This window comes from Pseudomonas sp. MF09150 (assembly GCF_059862355.1).
In genome coordinates, this window is record NZ_JCBCUS010000008.1 from 42,504 (window position 1) to 60,603 (window position 18,100).

General features: G+C 65.7%; 15 protein-coding genes. 5 read left to right on the forward strand and 10 right to left on the reverse strand.

Going from position 1 to position 18,100, the window contains the following annotated elements; genetic code table 11:
- Positions 1-34: 34 nt before the first annotated feature.
- The 4 genes from AC19YX_RS26095 to AC19YX_RS26110 form a co-directional block, all read right to left on the reverse strand.
- Positions 35-1,276 (reverse strand): thiolase family protein, encoded by a 1,242-nt coding sequence (locus AC19YX_RS26095; protein WP_500607338.1) that lies wholly within the window; start codon positions 1,274-1,276, stop codon positions 35-37.
- On the reverse strand, positions 1,273-3,156 hold the full coding sequence (locus tag AC19YX_RS26100) for a feruloyl-CoA synthase (RefSeq protein WP_500607339.1): 1,884 nt from the start codon (positions 3,154-3,156) through the stop codon (positions 1,273-1,275). Before AC19YX_RS26100 ends, AC19YX_RS26095 begins: the two co-directional genes overlap by 4 nt.
- A gap of 149 nt (positions 3,157-3,305) precedes the next feature.
- Positions 3,306-4,754 (reverse strand): aldehyde dehydrogenase, encoded by a 1,449-nt coding sequence (locus AC19YX_RS26105; RefSeq protein WP_500607340.1) that lies wholly within the window; start codon positions 4,752-4,754, stop codon positions 3,306-3,308.
- A 107-nt stretch (positions 4,755-4,861) separates the two neighbouring features.
- Positions 4,862-5,692, reverse strand: coding sequence for a p-hydroxycinnamoyl CoA hydratase/lyase (locus AC19YX_RS26110; protein ID WP_010567568.1), 831 nt, complete (start codon positions 5,690-5,692; stop codon positions 4,862-4,864).
- Positions 5,693-5,900: 208 nt separating this feature from the next.
- On the opposite strand from AC19YX_RS26110, the gene AC19YX_RS26115 reads away from it, so the two are divergent.
- Positions 5,901-6,389, forward strand: a complete 489-nt coding sequence (locus AC19YX_RS26115) for a MarR family winged helix-turn-helix transcriptional regulator (protein ID WP_078468597.1) — start codon at positions 5,901-5,903, stop codon at positions 6,387-6,389.
- Between the two features lie 51 nt (positions 6,390-6,440).
- Here the strand turns inward: AC19YX_RS26115 and AC19YX_RS26120 are convergent, their stop codons facing one another.
- Positions 6,441-7,763 (reverse strand): OprD family porin, encoded by a 1,323-nt coding sequence (locus tag AC19YX_RS26120; RefSeq protein ID WP_500607341.1) that lies wholly within the window; start codon positions 7,761-7,763, stop codon positions 6,441-6,443.
- Positions 7,764-8,095: 332 nt separating this feature from the next.
- On the opposite strand from AC19YX_RS26120, the gene mhpT reads away from it, so the two are divergent.
- Both mhpT and AC19YX_RS26130 read left to right on the forward strand, forming a co-directional pair.
- Complete coding sequence (gene mhpT, locus AC19YX_RS26125) at positions 8,096-9,307, forward strand: 3-(3-hydroxy-phenyl)propionate transporter MhpT (RefSeq protein WP_500607342.1); 1,212 nt, start codon at positions 8,096-8,098, stop codon at positions 9,305-9,307.
- A gap of 584 nt (positions 9,308-9,891) precedes the next feature.
- Positions 9,892-10,146: an Imm32 family immunity protein gene (locus AC19YX_RS26130; RefSeq protein ID WP_500607343.1), complete on the forward strand. Its 255-nt coding sequence runs from the start codon at positions 9,892-9,894 to the stop codon at positions 10,144-10,146.
- 60 nt (positions 10,147-10,206) lie between these two features.
- Here the strand turns inward: AC19YX_RS26130 and AC19YX_RS26135 are convergent, their stop codons facing one another.
- The 4 genes from AC19YX_RS26135 to AC19YX_RS26150 form a co-directional block, all read right to left on the reverse strand.
- A complete protein-coding gene (locus AC19YX_RS26135; protein ID WP_078468593.1) occupies positions 10,207-12,606 on the reverse strand; it encodes a TonB-dependent receptor in 2,400 nt (799 codons plus the stop codon).
- A gap of 66 nt (positions 12,607-12,672) precedes the next feature.
- Complete coding sequence (locus AC19YX_RS26140; RefSeq protein ID WP_500607344.1) at positions 12,673-13,620, reverse strand: FecR domain-containing protein; 948 nt, start codon at positions 13,618-13,620, stop codon at positions 12,673-12,675.
- Positions 13,617-14,126, reverse strand: coding sequence for a sigma-70 family RNA polymerase sigma factor (locus AC19YX_RS26145; RefSeq protein ID WP_421549449.1), 510 nt, complete (start codon positions 14,124-14,126; stop codon positions 13,617-13,619). Before AC19YX_RS26145 ends, AC19YX_RS26140 begins: the two co-directional genes overlap by 4 nt.
- Before the next feature lie 140 nt (positions 14,127-14,266).
- On the reverse strand, positions 14,267-14,929 hold the full coding sequence (locus tag AC19YX_RS26150) for an NADPH-dependent F420 reductase (RefSeq protein ID WP_500607345.1): 663 nt from the start codon (positions 14,927-14,929) through the stop codon (positions 14,267-14,269).
- 100 nt (positions 14,930-15,029) lie between these two features.
- On the opposite strand from AC19YX_RS26150, the gene AC19YX_RS26155 reads away from it, so the two are divergent.
- A complete protein-coding gene (locus tag AC19YX_RS26155; protein ID WP_078468589.1) occupies positions 15,030-15,923 on the forward strand; it encodes a LysR family transcriptional regulator in 894 nt (297 codons plus the stop codon).
- Between the two features lie 124 nt (positions 15,924-16,047).
- On the forward strand, positions 16,048-16,365 hold the full coding sequence (locus AC19YX_RS26160) for a DUF2388 domain-containing protein (RefSeq protein WP_500607346.1): 318 nt from the start codon (positions 16,048-16,050) through the stop codon (positions 16,363-16,365).
- Positions 16,366-16,479: 114 nt separating this feature from the next.
- On the opposite strand, the gene AC19YX_RS26165 is transcribed toward AC19YX_RS26160, so the two are convergent.
- Positions 16,480-18,090: a gamma-glutamyltransferase family protein gene (locus AC19YX_RS26165; protein WP_500607347.1), complete on the reverse strand. Its 1,611-nt coding sequence runs from the start codon at positions 18,088-18,090 to the stop codon at positions 16,480-16,482.
- Positions 18,091-18,100 lie beyond the last annotated feature (10 nt).

Consider the following 18,100-nt stretch of genomic DNA (forward strand, 5'->3'; position numbering starts at 1 on the left):
GAGTGGCCCGCCAGGGTCGGCGGGCCGGTCGGCCTCAGGCGCGCCAGGTCGGGTTTTCGATCAGCAGCGCCATGCCCTGGCCGCCCCCGACGCAGGCGGCGGCGATCCCGTAGCGCAGGTTGTGCTCGCGCAGTTGCCGGGCCAGGGTCAGCACCAGGCGCAGGCCGCTGGCGGCCAGGGGATGGCCCAGGGCCAGGGAGCCGCCCTGGACATTGAGGCGCTCGCCGTCCAGCTCCAGCTCCCGGGCCACGGCCAGCACCTGGGCCGCCTGGGCCTCGTTGATTTCAATGCGGCCGATCTGCTCGAGGCTCAGGCCGCTGCGCTGGAGTAGCAGGTGAATCGCCGGGGCCGGGCCGATGCCCATGAACTCCGGCGCCACCCCGACCACCGCACTGGCCAGCAACAGCGCCAGGGGCGTAGTGCTGCACGCCGACGCCCGCCCGACCAGGGCCGCTGCCGCGCCATCGACCACTGCGCAACTGTTGCCGGCGGTCTGCACCCCACCCTCGTGGATGGCCCGCAGCCGGGCCAGGGCCGCCTGTTCGCTGGGGCGCGGATGGCTGTCCTGACTGACCGAGTCGACACCCCGCGGCAGCCGAATGCTGCGCGGCTGATAGCCGTCGAGCTCAAAGGTCTGGTTGCGCACGGCGACGATTTCCGGCTCGAACCAGCCCGCCTGCTGGGCCGCCAGGGCCCGCTGGTGGCTGGCGCAGGCGTAGGCATCCACGGTTTCACGGGTCAGGCCATAGCGCCGCGCCAGGTTGTCGGCGGTGGCAATCATGTCCAGTCCCGGCGCCGGGTCGTACAGCGCTTCCCATAAAAAGTCCTTGAACTGCACCGCCGCCCCCAGGCGGAAACCGCCGCGATGGGTGTAGGCGGCAATCGGGTTGCGCGACATCGATTCACTGGCCACGCACAACGCCAGTTGCACCTCGTCCCGCAGCTGCTCGGCCGCCTGGCGCAGCAGCTCGAAACCAGTGGCACAGATGCGCTGCACGCCGAGGGCCGGCACCGCCTGCCCGACGCCGCTGTAGAGGCCGATATGCCGGGGCAGCAGGTAGGCGTCGAAACTGGCCTGGGCCATGGACCCGGCCAGCACGCTGTCCACCGCCCGCGGATCGATGCCGGCGCGAGCCAGAACCTCGCGCCCGACCTTGATCCCCAGGTCGATCGGCGAGACCTCGGCCAGGTCGCCACCGAGGTCGACCCAGGGCGTGCGCAGCGCGTCGTAGATCGCCACATCGGCAAACCCGGCGTACTGCCCGTTGCCACTCATGGCTTGGGCCCGGCGCGCAGAATCGACGGCTCCAGGCCGCGATACAGGGCCTCGACCTGCTCGGCGCGCCACTGCAACACCGCGCGCTGATTGATCGAACCCTTGTCGGTGATTTCCCCACGGTCGATGGACGCCGGCTCCACCTGCAGAGCGATCCACTCCAGGCGGCTGGCATTGCCGCTGGCCTCACGGTTCAGGCGCTGCAACCAGTCGCCGAACCACTGACGCACCGGCGCGCTGGCCAGCACCTGGGCGTCGCTGGCATCGGCGGCCAGCCCGGCCAGCCGGCGGCATTCATACAGCCGTGGGAACACCAAAGCCCCCAGGCATTCGCGGTCCGGCGCTGCCACCACCAGGTCCTGGACATAGGGCGAGCCTTCGAGCACCGCGCGGTTGCGCAGTGGGCCGACGCTGACAAACACCCCGGACGACAACTTGAAATCCTCGGCGATGCGCCCGTCGAACATCAGCCCCAGTTGCGGGTCATGGGCGTCGGCGAGCTTGAGCGCATCCCCCGAGCAGTAGTAGCCCTGGGCGTCGAACACCTCGGCGGTCTGCTGCGCTGCGCGCCAGTAGCCGGGCATGATGTGCGGTCCGCGAAAACGCCCTTCGAGCTTGCCGTCCACCGGCACCAGGCGCACTTCGCACCCCGGCGCCGGCAGGCCGATGTAGCCGGCCATGGACAAGGGCCCGGTGGTAAAGGTGCAGGACGGCGAAGCCTCGGTCATGCCCAGCCCGGCCATCATCCGGATGCGTTCGCCGCAGTGCTGCTCGGCGACCCGGTCGAGGCGGTCCCAGACACTTTGCGAGAGCCCGGCGGCGGCGAAGAAGAACAGGCTCATGCGCTTGAAAAAACACTCACGCAACTCCCCATCCTGTTCCAGGGCATTGACCAGTTCTTCCCAGCCCTTGGGCACGGTCAGGTAGGCGGTGGGCGAGACTTCCTTGAGGTTGCGCAAGGTTTCGGCGAAGCCCTGGGCCGTGGGCTTGCCGTCGTCCAGGTAAAAACTGCCGCCGTTGTAGAGCACGATGCCGACGTTATGGCTGCCACCGAAGGTGTGGTTCCACGGCAGCCAGTCCACCAGCACCGGCGGCTCTTCACCGAACACCGGGAAGGTTTGCAACAGCATCTGCTGGTTGGCGCAGAGCATGCGTTGCGTGGTGATCACCGCCTTGGGCAATTTGGTCGAGCCCGAGGTGAAGAGAAACTTGGCGATCCTGTCCGGGCCGGTGGCGGCAAAGGCCGCATCGGCCTCGGCGCCACCGGGCTCTGCAAGCAGGCTGGCAAAGCTCGCCTGACGCCGCCCCGGCACCTGGCCACGCACGCTGATCAGCGGTGTTTCGGGCGGCAGCACGGCGTCGATGGCGCGCTGGTAAGCGCCGGCATCGCTGACAAACACCAGCCCCGGCTGCAACAGGTCGCAGACGTGACGCAGTTTGGCAAAGTCCTGGGACAGCAGCGAATAGGCCGGCGACACCGGGCAATAGGGAATCCCGGCGTACATCGCGCCCAGGGCCAGTTGCAGGTGTTCGATGTCATTGCCCGAGAGCAGCGCCAGCGGCTTGTCGGCCGACAGCCCGTAACTCAGCAGGCCCTGGGCGATGGCCCGCACACTGTCGAGCATCTGCGCATAGCTGACCCGGCGCCAGTCGCCGCCCGCCTCGCGCGCGGCAATAAAGGTCTGCTCGGGGCGTACCCGGGCCCAGTGCACCAGGCGATCGAGCAACCGATCCGGCAACGGGGCCAGGGGTTCCAGGGAGCGCATATGCAGCACGCCCTGCTCTTCACTGACCGCAACCGCCGGCCGGCCAATGGACACCTGGCGGTAACGCGGCGGGTTGGCCGCGGGTGGGGATGGCGCTCTGAATTCGGAACTCACGTACATGTCCTCCATCAAGGCACGCCTGCGCCGCGCACGCAGGGCGACAGCTGGCAAGCATGGCAGCCGGTGGCTGCGGCCTTGTTATTGTTATGCCTGGCCTGCACACGGGCGGCGGGCGCAATCGCGCCGCGGCCCGTGGCGACGGATCAGATCGGGTAGTGCCGTGGGCCGTTCTGCAAGGTGACCCAGCGCAATTGGGTGAAGTGCTCGATCGAGGCCTTGCCGCCAAAGCTGCCGTAGCCGCTGGACTTGACGCCGCCAAACGGCATTTGCGCTTCGTCGTGCACGGTGGGGCCGTTGATATGGCAGATGCCCGACTCAACCCGCTGCGCCAGGGCCAGGGCGCGCCCGGTATCGCGGCTGAAAATCGCCGCCGACAGGCCGAACTCGGAATCGTTGGCCAGGCGCAACAGCTCTTGATCACCGCTGCCGCGCAGCAACACCGCCACTGGGCCGAAGGACTCCTCGCGGTACAGGCGCATCTGCTCGGTGACGCCGTCGAGCAGGGTCGGCTGCAGGATGCTGCCGTCCAGTTGCCCGCCGACCACCAGCCGCGCGCCCTTGCCCAGGGCATCGTCGATCAGGGCCTTGATCCGTGTGCCGGAACTGGCATCCACCAGGGAGCCGAGCACCGAATCTTCGGCCGCCGGGTCGCCGGCACGCAGGGTCCCGACCTTGGCCGCCAGCTTGGCGACAAAGGCATCGGCGACCTTGGCATCGACGATCAGGCGCTCGGTGGACATGCAGATCTGCCCCTGATTGAAGTAGGCGCCAAAGGCGGCGGCTTCGACGGCCGCGTCCAGGTCGGCGTCATCCAGCACCAGCAGCGGCGCCTTGCCTCCCAGTTCCAGCAGGGCCGGCTTGAGGTGGCGCGCCGAAAGCTCGCCGACAATCCGCCCGACATGGGTCGAGCCAGTGAAGTTGACCCGCCGCACCGCCGGGTTGGCGATCAGGCGCTCGACAATGGCTGCGGCATCCGCCGGGGCATTGCTGATGACGTTGACCACGCCATCGCCCAGACCGGCATCCTGCAGCACCTGGCCGATCAGGCGGTGCACCGCCGGGCTCAGTTCGGAAGCCTTGAGCACCACGGTGTTGCCGCAGGCCAGAGGCATGGCGATGGCCCGGGTGGCGAGAATCACCGGGGCGTTCCATGGCGCGATGCCCAGCACCACGCCGCAGGGTTGGCGCAGGGCCATGGCGAAACTGCCGGGGACATCCGAGGGGATGACTTCGCCATTGATCTGGGTGGTCATCGACGCCGCTTCACGCAGCATGTTGGCCGCCAGGCGCACGTTGAAGCCGTACCAGTTGGCCATGGCCCCGGTCTCGCCGGCGGCGGCAATGAATTCGCCACTGCGCGCCTGCAATTGCTCGGCGGCCTTGAGCAGGCGGCTGCGTCGCTCATTGGGGGCCAGGGCCGCCCAGGTGGGGAATGCAGCCTGGGCCGCCGCCACGGCGGCATCGGCATCTTCCAGGGTCGCGGCGGCCACGCGCGAAACCACAGCGCCGGTCACCGGGTTGCGGCGTTCGAAGGTTCGACCGTCGCCGGCGGGGCGCGACTGGCCACCAATCAGCAGGGGCACGTCCAGCATGGTGATTCCTCTTTTTGTCTTTGTCGGGAATGCAGCGCAGCGGTGTAACAGTAGCGCCAGGGCGGCGCAGCGAACAGCGGGATGCGCCCGCTATTCGCCTGCCGGGCTCAGCGTTTGTACGCCTGCAGGCCGGGCTTGATGCTCTTGTCGTCGAGGAACTGCTTCATGCCCTGCTCGCGCCCACCTTCGGTGTCCAGCAGCCGCGACTGGTCGAGCTTGGCGTACAGGTAATCTTCGTTCTGCTCCCAGGTCAGCTCGCGGCAACGCTTGAAGCCATGCTTGGCTGCGCGCAGCACCACCGGGTTTTTCTCCAGCAGGTTGCGCGCCAGTTCGATCGTGACTTCGCGCAATTGGGCCAGGGGCACGCTTTCGTTGACCAGGCCCATCTCGGCGGCTTTCTGCCCGCCAAAGGTCTTGCCGGTCATGATGTAGTACAGCGACTGGCGATGGCCCACGGTGTCGGCCATGGCCTTGCTCACCAGGTTGCCCGGCGGGATGCCCCAGTTGATTTCCGAGAGGCCGAAGGTCGCTTCGTCGGCGCAGATCGCCAGATCGCAGGCCACCAGCGGGCTGAAGCCGCCACCGAAGCACCAGCCGTTGACCATGGCGATGGTCGGCTTGGCGTACATGCGCAGCAGTTTCCACTGCCATTGGGAGGCTTCACGGCGGATTTTTTCCTGGAGGATTTCCGGGCCGGCATCCACTTCGCGAAAGTATTCCTTGAGGTCCATGCCCGCGGTCCAGGCTTCGCCGGCACCGGTCAGTACCAGCACGCCGGCGGCCGGATCCTGCTCCAGGGTTTCCAGCACGTCGATCATTTCCCGGTTCAGGGTCGGGCTCATGGCGTTGCGTTTTTCCGGGCGATTGAGAATGACCCAGGCGATGCCTTCTTCGATTTCGACCTTGACCGTTGTCCAGCGACCTTCGTAATTGCTCATGGCGATGCTCTCTTGTTCTGGGCTTGAAGATGATTCGAAATTAAACCGCAAATATAGTTATGTCAATTAACTATTAATTGAATTAACCAATTTTCTCTCCCCTAGATAAAAACCTTCTGCAGAGACTGCTCATCCAGGCAACCGTAGCTATCAGCCGCCAACCCCGGCAAACTAGATAGCCTTGTTAACCGCCCAGGATGTTTTTGCCATGGCCAAGCCCTCTCCCCTCGCCGACCTGCGCGAGGCCCCACCCGCCAACGCCGAGGTTCAGGCGCCGCTGGATTCGGCACTGGACGAACTGATTGGCTACGCCATGCGCCGCGCCCAGCTCAAGTTGTTCCAGAACCTGATCGGCCGGCTTTCGGCCCATGATCTGCGCCCGGCGCAATTCTCGGCCCTGGCGATCATCGACCAGAACCCGGGGCTGATGCAGGCGGACCTGGCTCGCGCCCTGGCCATCGAACCGCCGCAAGTGGTGCCGTTGCTCAATAAGCTGGAAAGCCGCGCGCTGGCGGTGCGGGTGCGCTGCAAACCGGACAAGCGCTCCTACGGGATCTTCCTGAGCAAGACCGGCGAAACCCTGCTCAAGGAGCTCAAGCAGATCGCCGCGCAAAGCGACCTCGACTCCACCTCGGCCCTGAGCGGCGAGGAACGCGAAGAGCTGCTGCGCCTGCTGAAGAAGGTGTATCAGGACTGAACGCAAGGTGCCGGCACACGGCCGGCACATTGCTGCAGCTCGCTTGAGGGCTTACCAGATCGGCAAGGTGTAGAGCACCAGGAAGCGGGTCTGGTTTTCATCGCGGAACGCCGCACCCGCCGGGAAATCATTGCGGTAGATCGACTTGCGCGCCATCAGCCCGACGTTTTTCAGCGGGCCGCTCTGTACCACGTACCCCAGCTCCATCTGGAACTCGCGCTCCTTGCGCTCCTCGGCATTGAAGGCCGCGAGCTCGATGTTGTCGCCGCGCACGTAACGCAGCCGACTCTTGAGCCCGGGCAAGCCGGACGCCGCGAAGTCATAGTCGTAGATGGCTTGCCAGGTACGCTCCTTGGCGTTGAGAAAGTCCGAACTCATGGTCAGCTCGCTCATGCCCATCAACTCGGTGCCGGAGATGTAGGGCGTGGCCGTATCGCCGGTGGAATGCATGTAGCCCAGGCTCACGCGGTGCCCACCGAACTTGTAACCGAACAACGCCGAGAGGTTGCGGTTGTCGACCTCGCCGGCCTTGGCACTGCCGTCTTCACGGCTGAAAAAACTGCGCAGGTCGCTGGTCAGCACGCCATTGCCCAGGGGCAGATTGTGCAGCAGGGCCAGGGTGTCCTGCTGGTAGAGGTCGGCCACTTCAGCGTGATAGGCGCGCAGGCTCAAGTCCGGGTTGACCTGGTAATCGCCCCCCAGGTACGCCAGGTGCGAGGTGGTGGCAGTGGCATTGAAACGCCGGTTGGGCGAGGCAATGGTCATGGCCTGGTAGTCGGTGGAGTCGCGCTTGTTGATGCGGTCGATGTAGCCGGTGTTGAGGGTCAGGCCGTCGATGTCCTTGGAGCTCAGGGTGGTGCCGCGAAAGGTCTGCGGCAGCAGGCGCGACGGGCTGGCAAAGGCGAACGGCAGGAAGATCGAGACATCGCCGGTCTTCACCGTGGTCTGGGCAAACCGCAGTTTGGCGGTGGGCGCCAGCCGCGAGTAGTCATCCGCGGCGCGCTTGTCGCTGGCCGACACCGGCAGCAGTTCGGTGCCGCTGCGGTCCGGCGAGGAATCGAGCTTGACCCCCAGCAGCCCGCGCACATCCAGACCAAAGCCGACGGTGCCTTCGGTGAATCCCGACTCCATGTTCATGATGAAACCCTGGGCCCATTCCCGCGCGGCGGTCTTCGCGCCGTCGTCCTTGTAGTCGCGATCCAGGTAGTAATTGCGCAGGGTCAAGGTGCCGTGGCTGTCTTCGACAAAACCCGCGGCCCAGAGGTGGCCGGGCAACAGGCTCGCACCCAGCAAGGCCAGGGCCAGGCCCGGATGGAGACTGGACACACGGGAAGCTGACGCAGCCGCAACGGCGTCGGTGGGGAGTTTTGGCATGTTCAATGTCCATTTTTTGTTGTTGTTTTAGGTGTTGAGCGAGGGCCTTGCAGCCAACGTCGCGGACAGAGAATGGAAACAGCCGGGGGCTCTCGTCAATCGTCAATGACCGATAATCGAACATTAATAATATTATCTATTTTTTAGTTGCATCTGGATTGATAGGTTAATCATTTGATTCATATGAGTTTATTTGTATTTTTTGCCTGACATCATGACGCTATTCATTTTTTAGTTATCTTTGTTATCTTAATCGCCAGCCAGCAACGCCGATGCATTCAGTGCCGACGCCTGGCTTGCCACCACAACAAAAACAACAATGAGGTTTGCCCATGGACAGTCCATCGCGTCGTTCGACGCTGACCATCGCTTTGTGCTTTATCGTTGCGCTGATCGAGGGGTTCGATCTGCAGGCGGCCGGCACCGCCGCCGCCGGATTGCGCCAGAGCTTTGCCCTGGACCCGAAGATGATGGGCTGGGTGTTCAGTGCCGGGATCATCGGCCTGCTGCCCGGTGCGTTCTTCGGCGGTTGGGTCGCCGACCGTATCGGACGCAAGAAAATCCTGGTCGGCGCCGTGCTGCTGTTCGGCCTATTCTCGCTGTGCACGGCGTACGTCGAGAGCTATTCAAGCCTGCTGCTGGTGCGCTTCATGACCGGCCTCGGCCTGGGCGCGGCGCTGCCCAACCTGATCGCCCTGTGCGCCGAAGCGGTAAGCGAACGCCGCCGGGGCACGGCCATCAGCGTCATGTACTGCGGCGTGCCCCTGGGCGGTGCGCTGGCAGCGGTGGTGGCGATGTTCTCCAGTGAACATTGGCAGACCACCTTCATCATCGGCGGCCTGGTGCCGCTGCTGGTGGTGCCGCTGATGGCCTGGTTGCTGCCGGAATCCAATGCCTTCCGCCAACAGACCGCCAGCGCCGGCAACAGCCGAGCCTCCACAGCCCAGGCGCTGTTCGGCGAAGGTCGCGCGCGCACCACCCTGGCCTTGTGGCTGAGTTACTTCTTCACCCTGACCGTGATGTACATGCTGCTCAACTGGCTGCCGTCGCTGCTGCTCGAACAAGGCTTCAGCAAACCCCAGGCGGGCCTGGTGCAGATGCTGTTCAACATCGGCGGCGCCCTCGGCTCGCTGCTTGGCGGCCTGCTGCTGGACCGCTGCAACGGGCTCAAGGTGGTGCTGTTTGTATACGCCGGGTTGCTGGCGGCGCTGGCCGGAGTGGGGCTGTCGGTGGGCATCGTGCCGATGGCGATTGCCGGGTTTGCCGCCGGGCTGTTTGTGATGGCCGCGCAACTGGTGCTCTACGCCCTGGCCCCGCCCTCCTACCCCACCTCCGTGCGCGCCACCGGCGTCGGCGCGGCCGTGGCCATCGGCCGCCTGGGCTCAGTCGCCGGCCCCCTGGCCGCCGGCCAGATCCTCGCCGCCGGCGCCGGCACCACCGGCGTCCTCCTGGCAACCTCCCCCGGCCTGGTCATCGCCGCCCTGTCGATCCTCACCGTCATCACCCGCGCCAACGCCACTGCCCAGCTCAAACCGGCACATTGAACCCTCCCCCGATGGCGGCTACAGGATGCGCATCCTGTAGCCGCTGCCGCAGGCTCGGCAGCGGACGCTGACCATCAGCATCGATATAAATACACCTGACACTCCACGGCGCCAGTGCCGCCTCCCAGACTCGGCAGCGGCTACAGAGCCCGGCACCAGGCCGGCCGGAAGGCCGCCATCTTGCTCTTGATGTTGATCTGCAGCGCCCCGTTAACCACGATGGCCGAGCGCAGGCAGTGAGCCGTGGGCAACCCGGCAGGACGCCGGGTTAGCCGCGCTGGGCCAGGGATGGCCCATCGCGGCGGCCCACGGCTCACTGCCGGAGCGAGGGCATGCCGAGCCTAGGCGAGGCACCCAGTGGTGGGGCAAGAGCCCTTTGGTTACTTTGGGGCTGTTCCAAAGTGACCCGCTGTAAGAGCGGAACCCATACCCGCCACACCCGCAGCAATGGATATGCACACCCATAAACCCGAGGCGTCAGGTCTTGGGGCCACTACGCGGCCCAGCGGGAGCAAGCTCCCTCGCCACAGGTGGTGTTTCCTCAGGTATAACTGCCACCCCCCGCGGACCAATGAAGGATAACAATGCTCACCGAATTCACCGTCCATGGCACCCCAATCGGAACCACCACCAGCCTCCAGCTGGACGAAATCTCCCTACTCGCCACCCCACAAACCCTGAGAGAACTGGGCCAGTTCCTGATCCACGCATCGGAACAAATGACCACCCACGGCCTGGAGCACCTGCACCTACAGGACGCCCTGAAGGATTTCTCCCCCCTGCAGCACGTGGATTTCATCGCCCTCAACAAAGACCGAATAACCCCCACAAAAACCTGACCAGCCAACGAACCAGGCACACAGCCCCCGAGGCTGCACGCCCTACTCAACCTGCCCGCCCTAGAACCCCACAGTGGCCGACACCAACCAGGTGCGCGGCGTCGACAACGTCAGCCCCGCCGCACTGTCGGACGAAGTGGCAGCCGAGGCCCAGTAGGTTTTATCCAGCACGTTCTCAACAGTGGCGCGCAGGGTAATCGGGCTTTCACCCAGTTCGAAGGCATAGCGCGCACCCAGGTCATAGCGCTCCCAGCCATCGATTTTCTGCTGGTTGGCCGGGTCCAGGTACTGCGAGCTGGTGTGGATCGCGCGGGCAGTCAGGGTCAAGCCGCGCAGGCTGTCGATATCCCATTCGGCGCCGAGGTTGGCGTTGACCACCGGCGAGCCGGTGCCACGATTGCCGTCATACAGGCCCTTGCCGGTTTCGGTCTGCACGCTGTCGAGCAGCATCAGCCCGCCCAACAGGCGCACACCTTCATGGGGTTCGCCGAATACATTCAGCTCCAGGCCCTGGTTGCGCAACTGGCCATCGGGCTTGAAGTTGTTGTTCTCGTCGTAGACATAAGACGGCTGCTGGATGCGAAACAGGCTGGCACTCATGCCGAAGCTGCCCAGGTCGTACTTGGCGCCGACTTCCACCTGTTTGCTGCGATACGGCGCGAACACTTCGTTGGCATTGGTGGCGGTGGTCGGAGCGGTTTCGCCCTGGCTCAGGCCCTCCATGTAGTTGCTGTACAGCGACAGGTGATCGGTGACCTTGACCACCAGACCCAGGGCCGGGGACAGGGCTTTTTCGTCATTCACCGGCTCGTCGCGCACGCCGTTGCTCCAGGAGGTGACCTGAACCCGCTGCAAACGCGCGCCCAGGGTCAGCAGCACCTGGTCCTCGGCAAAACTCAGGGTGTCGGCCAGGGCCAGGCTGGTGAAACGGTTTTCGGTGTGGGTGCTGGTGTCGATGCGGTTCGGGCGCCCCGGCAGCGGCAGTTCCACTGGGCGGTAGAGGTTGCTGACACCGCGCAGGTAACGCTCGCCGGCGTTGTCGAAATCCATATTGAAGCGGTTCAGGCTCAGGTTCACCGTGTGCCCGACCGCTCCGGTGTTGAACCCGCTGCGCAGGCCGATGGTGGCGGTCTTGACGTCTTCATCACGGCGAAAGGTGCGCGGGGTGACGGTGAAATCACCATTGCTGTTGGTCACCTGCACCGCGTGCCGCAGGAAGTCGTAGTTGCCTTTGCGTGCGCCAAAGGCGGCGTACACCATCAGCGAGTCGCTGAGGTCATACTCGCCGCGCACCGCGCCGAAGCTGTCCTTGGAATGGGCGTAGGTCCAGGACTGGGCGATGTTGCGCTTGATGTCTTCGGCCTTGGGCATTTTCGCCGCAGCCGCCACTTCGACCCGCTCGATCGGCGCATCGGCGTGGCGTTCCTGGTGCCCCAGGTCCAGGGACAGGCGCAGCCGCTCATCACGCAGGTCGAGGCCGATGACCCCGGTCTCGCGCTTGATCTGCTGGTGGTCCCACTCGGTGTCGCCGGACTGGCGCACGCCATTGAAGCGCAGGCCAAAACGGTCGCCCTCGCCAAAGCGGCGACCGATGTCCACGGCGCCGCCGGTCTGCCCGGCAGAGGCGTAGTTGGCGGTGAATTCGGTCAGGGGGGTGTCCTGGGCGCGTTTGGGCTCGATGTTGATGCCGCCGCCCACGCTGCCCCGGGGCGGAATACCGCTGAGCAGCATGCCCGGCCCCTTGAGCACATCCAGGCGGCCGACCATTTCCATGTCGATGGCGTAGGTGGGCAGGATCCCGTACAGGCCGCCGTAGGACACATCACTGTTGAACAGGCTGAAGCCGCGCACCGAAAACTGCTCGAAACGCCCACTGGCCGGGTTGGTGGTGCGCACCGACGGGTCGCTGGCCACGGCGTCGCCCAGGGTCCGCGCCTGCTGGTTTTTCAGGGCCTCGGCGGTGTAGGACGTGAGGTTGAACGGGGTGTCCATAAAGTCGCGGTCGCCGAGCAGGCCCTGGCCGCCCTTGCGATCCACCTGGCCACCGGCATAGGGCTCACCGCTGCTAGGTATGCTGGCGCCGAGAATCGAGGTACTGGGCAGCTCCAGGCTACCCGCCTCGGGAGCCGGCGCCAGGGTGTAGGCCTGCTCGCCCACGGCTTGCAGTTGCAAACCCGACCCCTGCAGCAACCGGGCAAAGCCCTCCTCCACCGCGAACTCACCGGAAAGCCCGGCGCTGTTGCGCCCACTGACCAGGCCCGGATCCACCGACAGGTCGACCCCGGCCAGCCCGGCAAAGCGGGTCAGGGCCGCGCCCAGGCTGCCGGCCGGCACCTGGTAGCTGCGGCGGCCGGCATCCTCGGCCCAGCTCACGGGGACCAGCAACGGGCTGGCACTCAGGCTCAGCAACAGACTCAGGCGCAGCAAGGGACGCACAGAACTAGGCATTACGAGGGGCATTGAAGAGGCTCTCTTTTTCGTTCACTTACCTGCAATGACAGGCACCTCGAAAAAAGGGGACAGCCCTCAAGCAACTTTTTTACGCGGCAGCAGCGTGACCCAGAAACGGGTCCGCGACTGCACCTCCAGCGGCAGGCTGGCGGCCAGCAGGGCCAATACCCGGTCGGTGTCCTCGACCCGAAAACTGCCGGTGACCCGCAGCGCTTCCAACTCCGGTTCCCAGCGCAACACGCCACTGCGGTAGCGACTCAACTCCCGCAGGAAATCGCCCAGGGGCTGGTCCTGGGCCATCAACACCCCTTCGCGCCAGCCCGGCATCGCGCTGTCGAAGGCCTGCGGCAGCCCGGCCCCGGACGCCTGCAGACGGACCTGCTGCCCGGCGCGCAAGGTCAGGGCCGGACCCTGCAGGGGCTGCACCTGCACCGTGCCACTGACAACCGAAACCCGACAGCCGAGGCTGTCCTGGCGCACGCAGACTTCGCTCTGGCTGACCCGCACCCGGCCGAAGTGGGTGTGCAGGGTCAGGGCCGCGCTGCCCGGCACCTTGAGCGCCATCTCGCCCTGGACCAGGGTCAGGCGGCGCGCGGCCAGGTCCACATCCACCGCCGTGGCGGTATTGAGTTGCAGGGAACTGCCGTCGGCCAGGGGCACCTGTTTGCGCTCGCCGGTGGCGGTGTGCAGATCGGCGCGCCAGACCTCCAGGGGCAATTGCCGGCTCAGCAACCAGGCCGTTGGCACCAGCACCGCCACACCCAGGCCGCGCTTGAGCAGCGCACGGCGTCCCGCTTGCGGGCGGTCGAGGCTGGCCAGGGCCAGGGCCGAGGGCAATTCGGCGAAGCGTTGGCGCAGCATCTGGGCTTTCTGCCAGGCCTGTTCGTGACTGGCGCAGCGCTCGCGCCATTGTTGCAGACCCTGCTGGTCGCCCTCGCTGGCGGTGCCCGACTCCAGCAACGCCAGCCACTGGGCGGCGGCACGGGCGACCTGCCGCGGGTCGCTGGCGGGTGCCGGGTTCACAGGTCCACCAGCAGGCAGTGTTCGTAGGCGTGGGCCATGTAGCGCTTGACCGTGCGTTCGCTCACCCGCAGGCGCTCGGCAATCTCGCGGTAACCCAGGCCTTCCAGCTGGCTCCAGAGAAACGCGCGGCGCACCCCGCTCGGCAGACCGTCGAGCAGTTCATCCAGGGCTTGCAGGGTTTCCAGGAGAATCCAGCGCTGTTCAGGCGAGGGCACGCAGGTATCGGGCAGGGTTGCCAGGGCGTTGAGGTAGGCCTGCTCGAGGCTGCGCCGCTGGTGGAAGTTGATCAGCAGGCGTTTGCCCACGGTCAGCAGATAGGCCCGTGGCTCCTGCAACTGGGTCAGGGGCTGGGCGCTGCCAAGCACGCGCAAGAACGTGTCCTGGCTCAGGTCGGCGGCATCCCAGGCGTTGCCCAGGCGCCGCCGCAGCCAGCTTTCAAGCCAGCTGCGGTGGTCACGGTACAGGTTGTCGAGGGTGTGCTCCGTTGGCAGTACGGCATCATTCATGGCAAGGGCACCCGGCGTGGCACGTTAAATCAAATGAGACTCATTCTATTTAATATCGCTCGCGGGCACACCTTCTTTCGTCGCCTTTACCGGACCGCCCTCCTCCCTGTTCGCTATCGCTGTCGATTGCCCAGGCTCCCTCAGCGCCGCCAAGACCCCAGCGGCAACTCGACCTCACGCTCGGCCGCCGCCAGGGCAGCGCTCAGCCCCGGCTGGTCCAGCGGCACGCAGTACGCCGGCTTGGCCCGCTCGAAGCGCCAACTCTGATCCAGGCCACCGCCATCGACGGCGTCGAAACCGACCTGGTCCAGAAACTCGATCACCTGGGCCCTGGCCTGGGCGTCGTCCGTCGCGATCGGCAGCGCGCGGCGGTCGAGCGCGGCCTGGGGTCGGCCGTCCTGCAAAAGGTCCTGGGCGAGAATGGCGTTGAACACCTTGACCACCCTCGATTGTGCAAAGTGCTCGGCGAGCAGGCGGCTGGTGGTGGTTTCAAAGCGATCCAGGACGGCGATATGGCCGTCGCGATCCGGATAGTAGTTGTTGGCGTCCCACAGGGTTTTCCCCGCCAGCCATTCGGGGTCAATGCTGGCGTAATGCTCGAAGGGAATCGCCACCAGCACCACCTCGCCAAACCGCGCCGCCTCCTCGGCCGTGCCCACCTCGCAGCCGCTGATCCCGCTGAGCACGCTGCTCATGGTGTGCGGCCCCCGGGAATTGCTGAGCATCACTGAATGCCCGGTCTTGAGCGCCAGTTGCGCCACGGCGCGCCCGATAAAACCTGCTCCGATAATGCCAATACGCATGTTGTTCTCCGCTGTTGGGGTAAGAAGGCCCTATGATGATTGGCTACCATAAGCAGATAAATCGTCACCCCTTACTTAGACTCATTACCAGGAGTATTGAATGGATCGCCTGACCAGCATGGGCGCCTTTGTGATGGCGGCCGACACCGGGTCCTATGCCCGCGCAGCCGAGCGCCTGGGAATGTCGGCGCAAATGGTGGCCAAGCATGTGGCCGCGCTCGAGCAGCGGCTGGGCGCGCGGCTGCTCAACCGCACCACTCGACGCCAGAGCCTGACTGAGCTGGGCAGTGCCTATTACGAGCGCTGCAAACACATTGTCAGCGAAGCCCAGGCCGCCGATTCCCTGGCGCAGATCATGAACGACACCCCTCGCGGCAAGCTGAAAATCAGCGCACCGGTGACCTTTGGCTCCTACAGCCTGATGCCCCTGGTCACCGACTTCTTGCGCCTGCACCCGGAGGTGGAGATCGATCTGCACCTGACCGATCGCTTCGTCGATCTGGTGGAGGAAGGCTTCGAGGTGGCGTTTCGCATCGGGCCCCTGGCCAACTCCAGCCTCACGGCGCGGCCGTTGGCGCCTTATCGACTGGTGGCCTGCGCCGCGCCGCGCTACCTGGCCGAGCGCGGCACGCCCCAGGTGCCGAGCGACCTTGAGCAGCATGAATGCCTGGGGTACGCCTACTGGTCGCGCCCGGCCGACAGCGAATGGACCTTCAACCAAGGCACCAACGTGCACCGGGTCCAAGTCAGCAGCCGCTTGCACGTCAACGAGAGCAGGGCACTGATGAGCGCCGCGCTGGACGGCTTTGGCGTGGTGCTGGGGCCGGAGGATTTTTTGGCGCCGGCGCTGCAACGGGGCGATCTGGTGCGCCTGCTGAGCGACTTCAGCGCGCCGAGCCGGCAGATGCATCTGCTGTACACGGCCCATCGGCAGAAGACCGCCAAGGTGCGGCACTTTATCGAGGCGGCGCTGGCGCGCTTTGGCGGGCGCTGATTCTGACAGGCATGCGCTTGGCCGGTTTTTTGTTGCGCTTGGCATGGCGCCTGCCCTTGCGCAGGTTTAGGCTGGCAAGCGGCGAGTTTCAACGCGCCTCTTGCCACCAGGATGCCGAACCGACATGGATTTTCGCCAACGCTTCACCCTCGCCGCCACCCTAATCCTCGCTGCCCTGCCGGCCTGGGCCATGGAAGGCCGAGGTTCCCCCTCCGACAGCTCCACCCTGTACAGCATCGGCGGCACCTTGCTCGCCAGCGCCTTCACCACCGAGCCGCGAACATTCCTCAGCTTCGCCAAAGACGACGCCACCAGCTTCGTCGCCTCGAACGGCGCGATTCGCGGCGCACAATTTGAACGCGCCGTGCGCGACTACCACAACCACTACCCCGCGCCGCACATGAGCGACGACCAACTGGCCCAGGCGATTGCCGCGCGGTAGATGCCACCGAGTCATGACGAATTCTGTAGCCGCTGCCGCAGGTTTGGGCCGCGTTCAGACGCGGTCCCTTTCACACGCCGGAGGTCCACCTGGAAAAACGAATCCCAGGGCCCATTACCACACCGCAATATGGGAATCCGCACGCGGTTCGGTGCCGCCACAGAGCACGCCGCTGTCCGGGTCGCGCAGGATGATCTGACCGCGGCCGTAGTCGGTCAGGTCGCTGGCGATTTCCACCTGGTGCCCGCGGCGGGCCAGGGCGTTGGCCAGGTCGCGGGAGGCGCCCTGCTCGATGCCGACTTTCATCTCCCCCAGCCATTGCCAGCGCGGGGCATCCAGCGCGGCTTGCGGGTTGAGGCCGAAATCCACCAGGTTCATGACCATTTGCACATGGCCCTGGGGCTGCATGTAGCCGCCCATGACCCCAAACGGCCCGAGGGCCTCGCCGCCCTGGCTGAGAAAGCCGGGAATGATGGTGTGGAAGGTCTTTTTGCCCGGGGCCAGGCAATTGGCGTGGCTCGGGTCGAGGCTGAATTCCTGGCCGCGATTCTGCAAGGCGATGCCACTGTCGGGCAGCACCACGCCGGAGCCGAAGCCGTGATAGTTGCTCTGGATAAACGACACCATATTGCCCTCGGCGTCAGCCGTGGCCAGGTACACCGTGCCGCTGGCATGGGGGTCGCCAGGCTTGGGGGGCTGCGCCTGTTCGCCGATCTGCTCGCGGCGCCGGACGCTGTAGGCATCGCTCAGCAGGTCGGCCACGGCCACGCGCATATGCTGCGGATCGGTGATGTAGTGCAGGCCGTCACTGTAGGCGAGCTTCATCGCCTCCAGCTGGCGATGCCAGGTCTGTTGGCTGTCGCGGTGATCGAAGTCGAAGCCTTCAAGGATCTTCAGCGCCATCAGCGCCACCAGGCCCTGGCCGCTGGGGGGGATTTCCCAGACGTCGACCCCACGGTAATTGATGTGGATCGGCTCGACCCACTGCGCCCGGTAGTCCGCCAGGTCAGTGGCCCGCAGGTAGCCGCCGGTGGCGCGGGAGTGGGCATCCAGGCGCTGGGCCAGCGGCCCGCGATACAGGCTTTCGCAAGCGCTGGCCGCCAGTTCCTCCAGGGTCCGGGCCTGGGCCGGGTTGCTGAACAGTTCGCCGACCCTGGGCGCGCGGCCGTCGATCAGGAAGGTGTCAAACCAGGGTTCCAGCAACGCGCTGCGGTGGGGGCTGAATTCATCCAGAGCGATCTGCCATTGATGGGCGACCACCGGCGACAGCGGGAAGCCGTCCCGCGCCAGGCTGATGGCCGGTTGCAGCAGGTCGGCAAACGGCAATTTGCCAAAGCGCCGCGACAGCTCGGCCCAGGCCGAAGGGCAACCGGGGACGGTGACCGGTTCCCAACCGTAGAGCGGCATCTGCTGATGGCCGGCGGCTTGCACCGCCTCGATGCTCAGGGCCGCCGGGGCGTGGCCGTTGGCGTTCAAGCCATGCAACTGGCCCTGGGTCCAGACCAGGGCAAAGGCATCGCCCCCCAGGCCGCAACCGGTGGGTTCGACCACGGTCAGGGCCGCGGCCGTGGCAATCGCGGCGTCGATGGCATTGCCGCCCTGGCGCATGATCTCGATCCCGGCCTCGGCCGCCAGGGGTTGCGAGGCGGCAACCATGCCCCGGCGAGCGAACACGCTCTGGCGCTGGGAGGGATAGGGGTACTCGTGGGCAGAAAATTTCAACATGGCAAACACT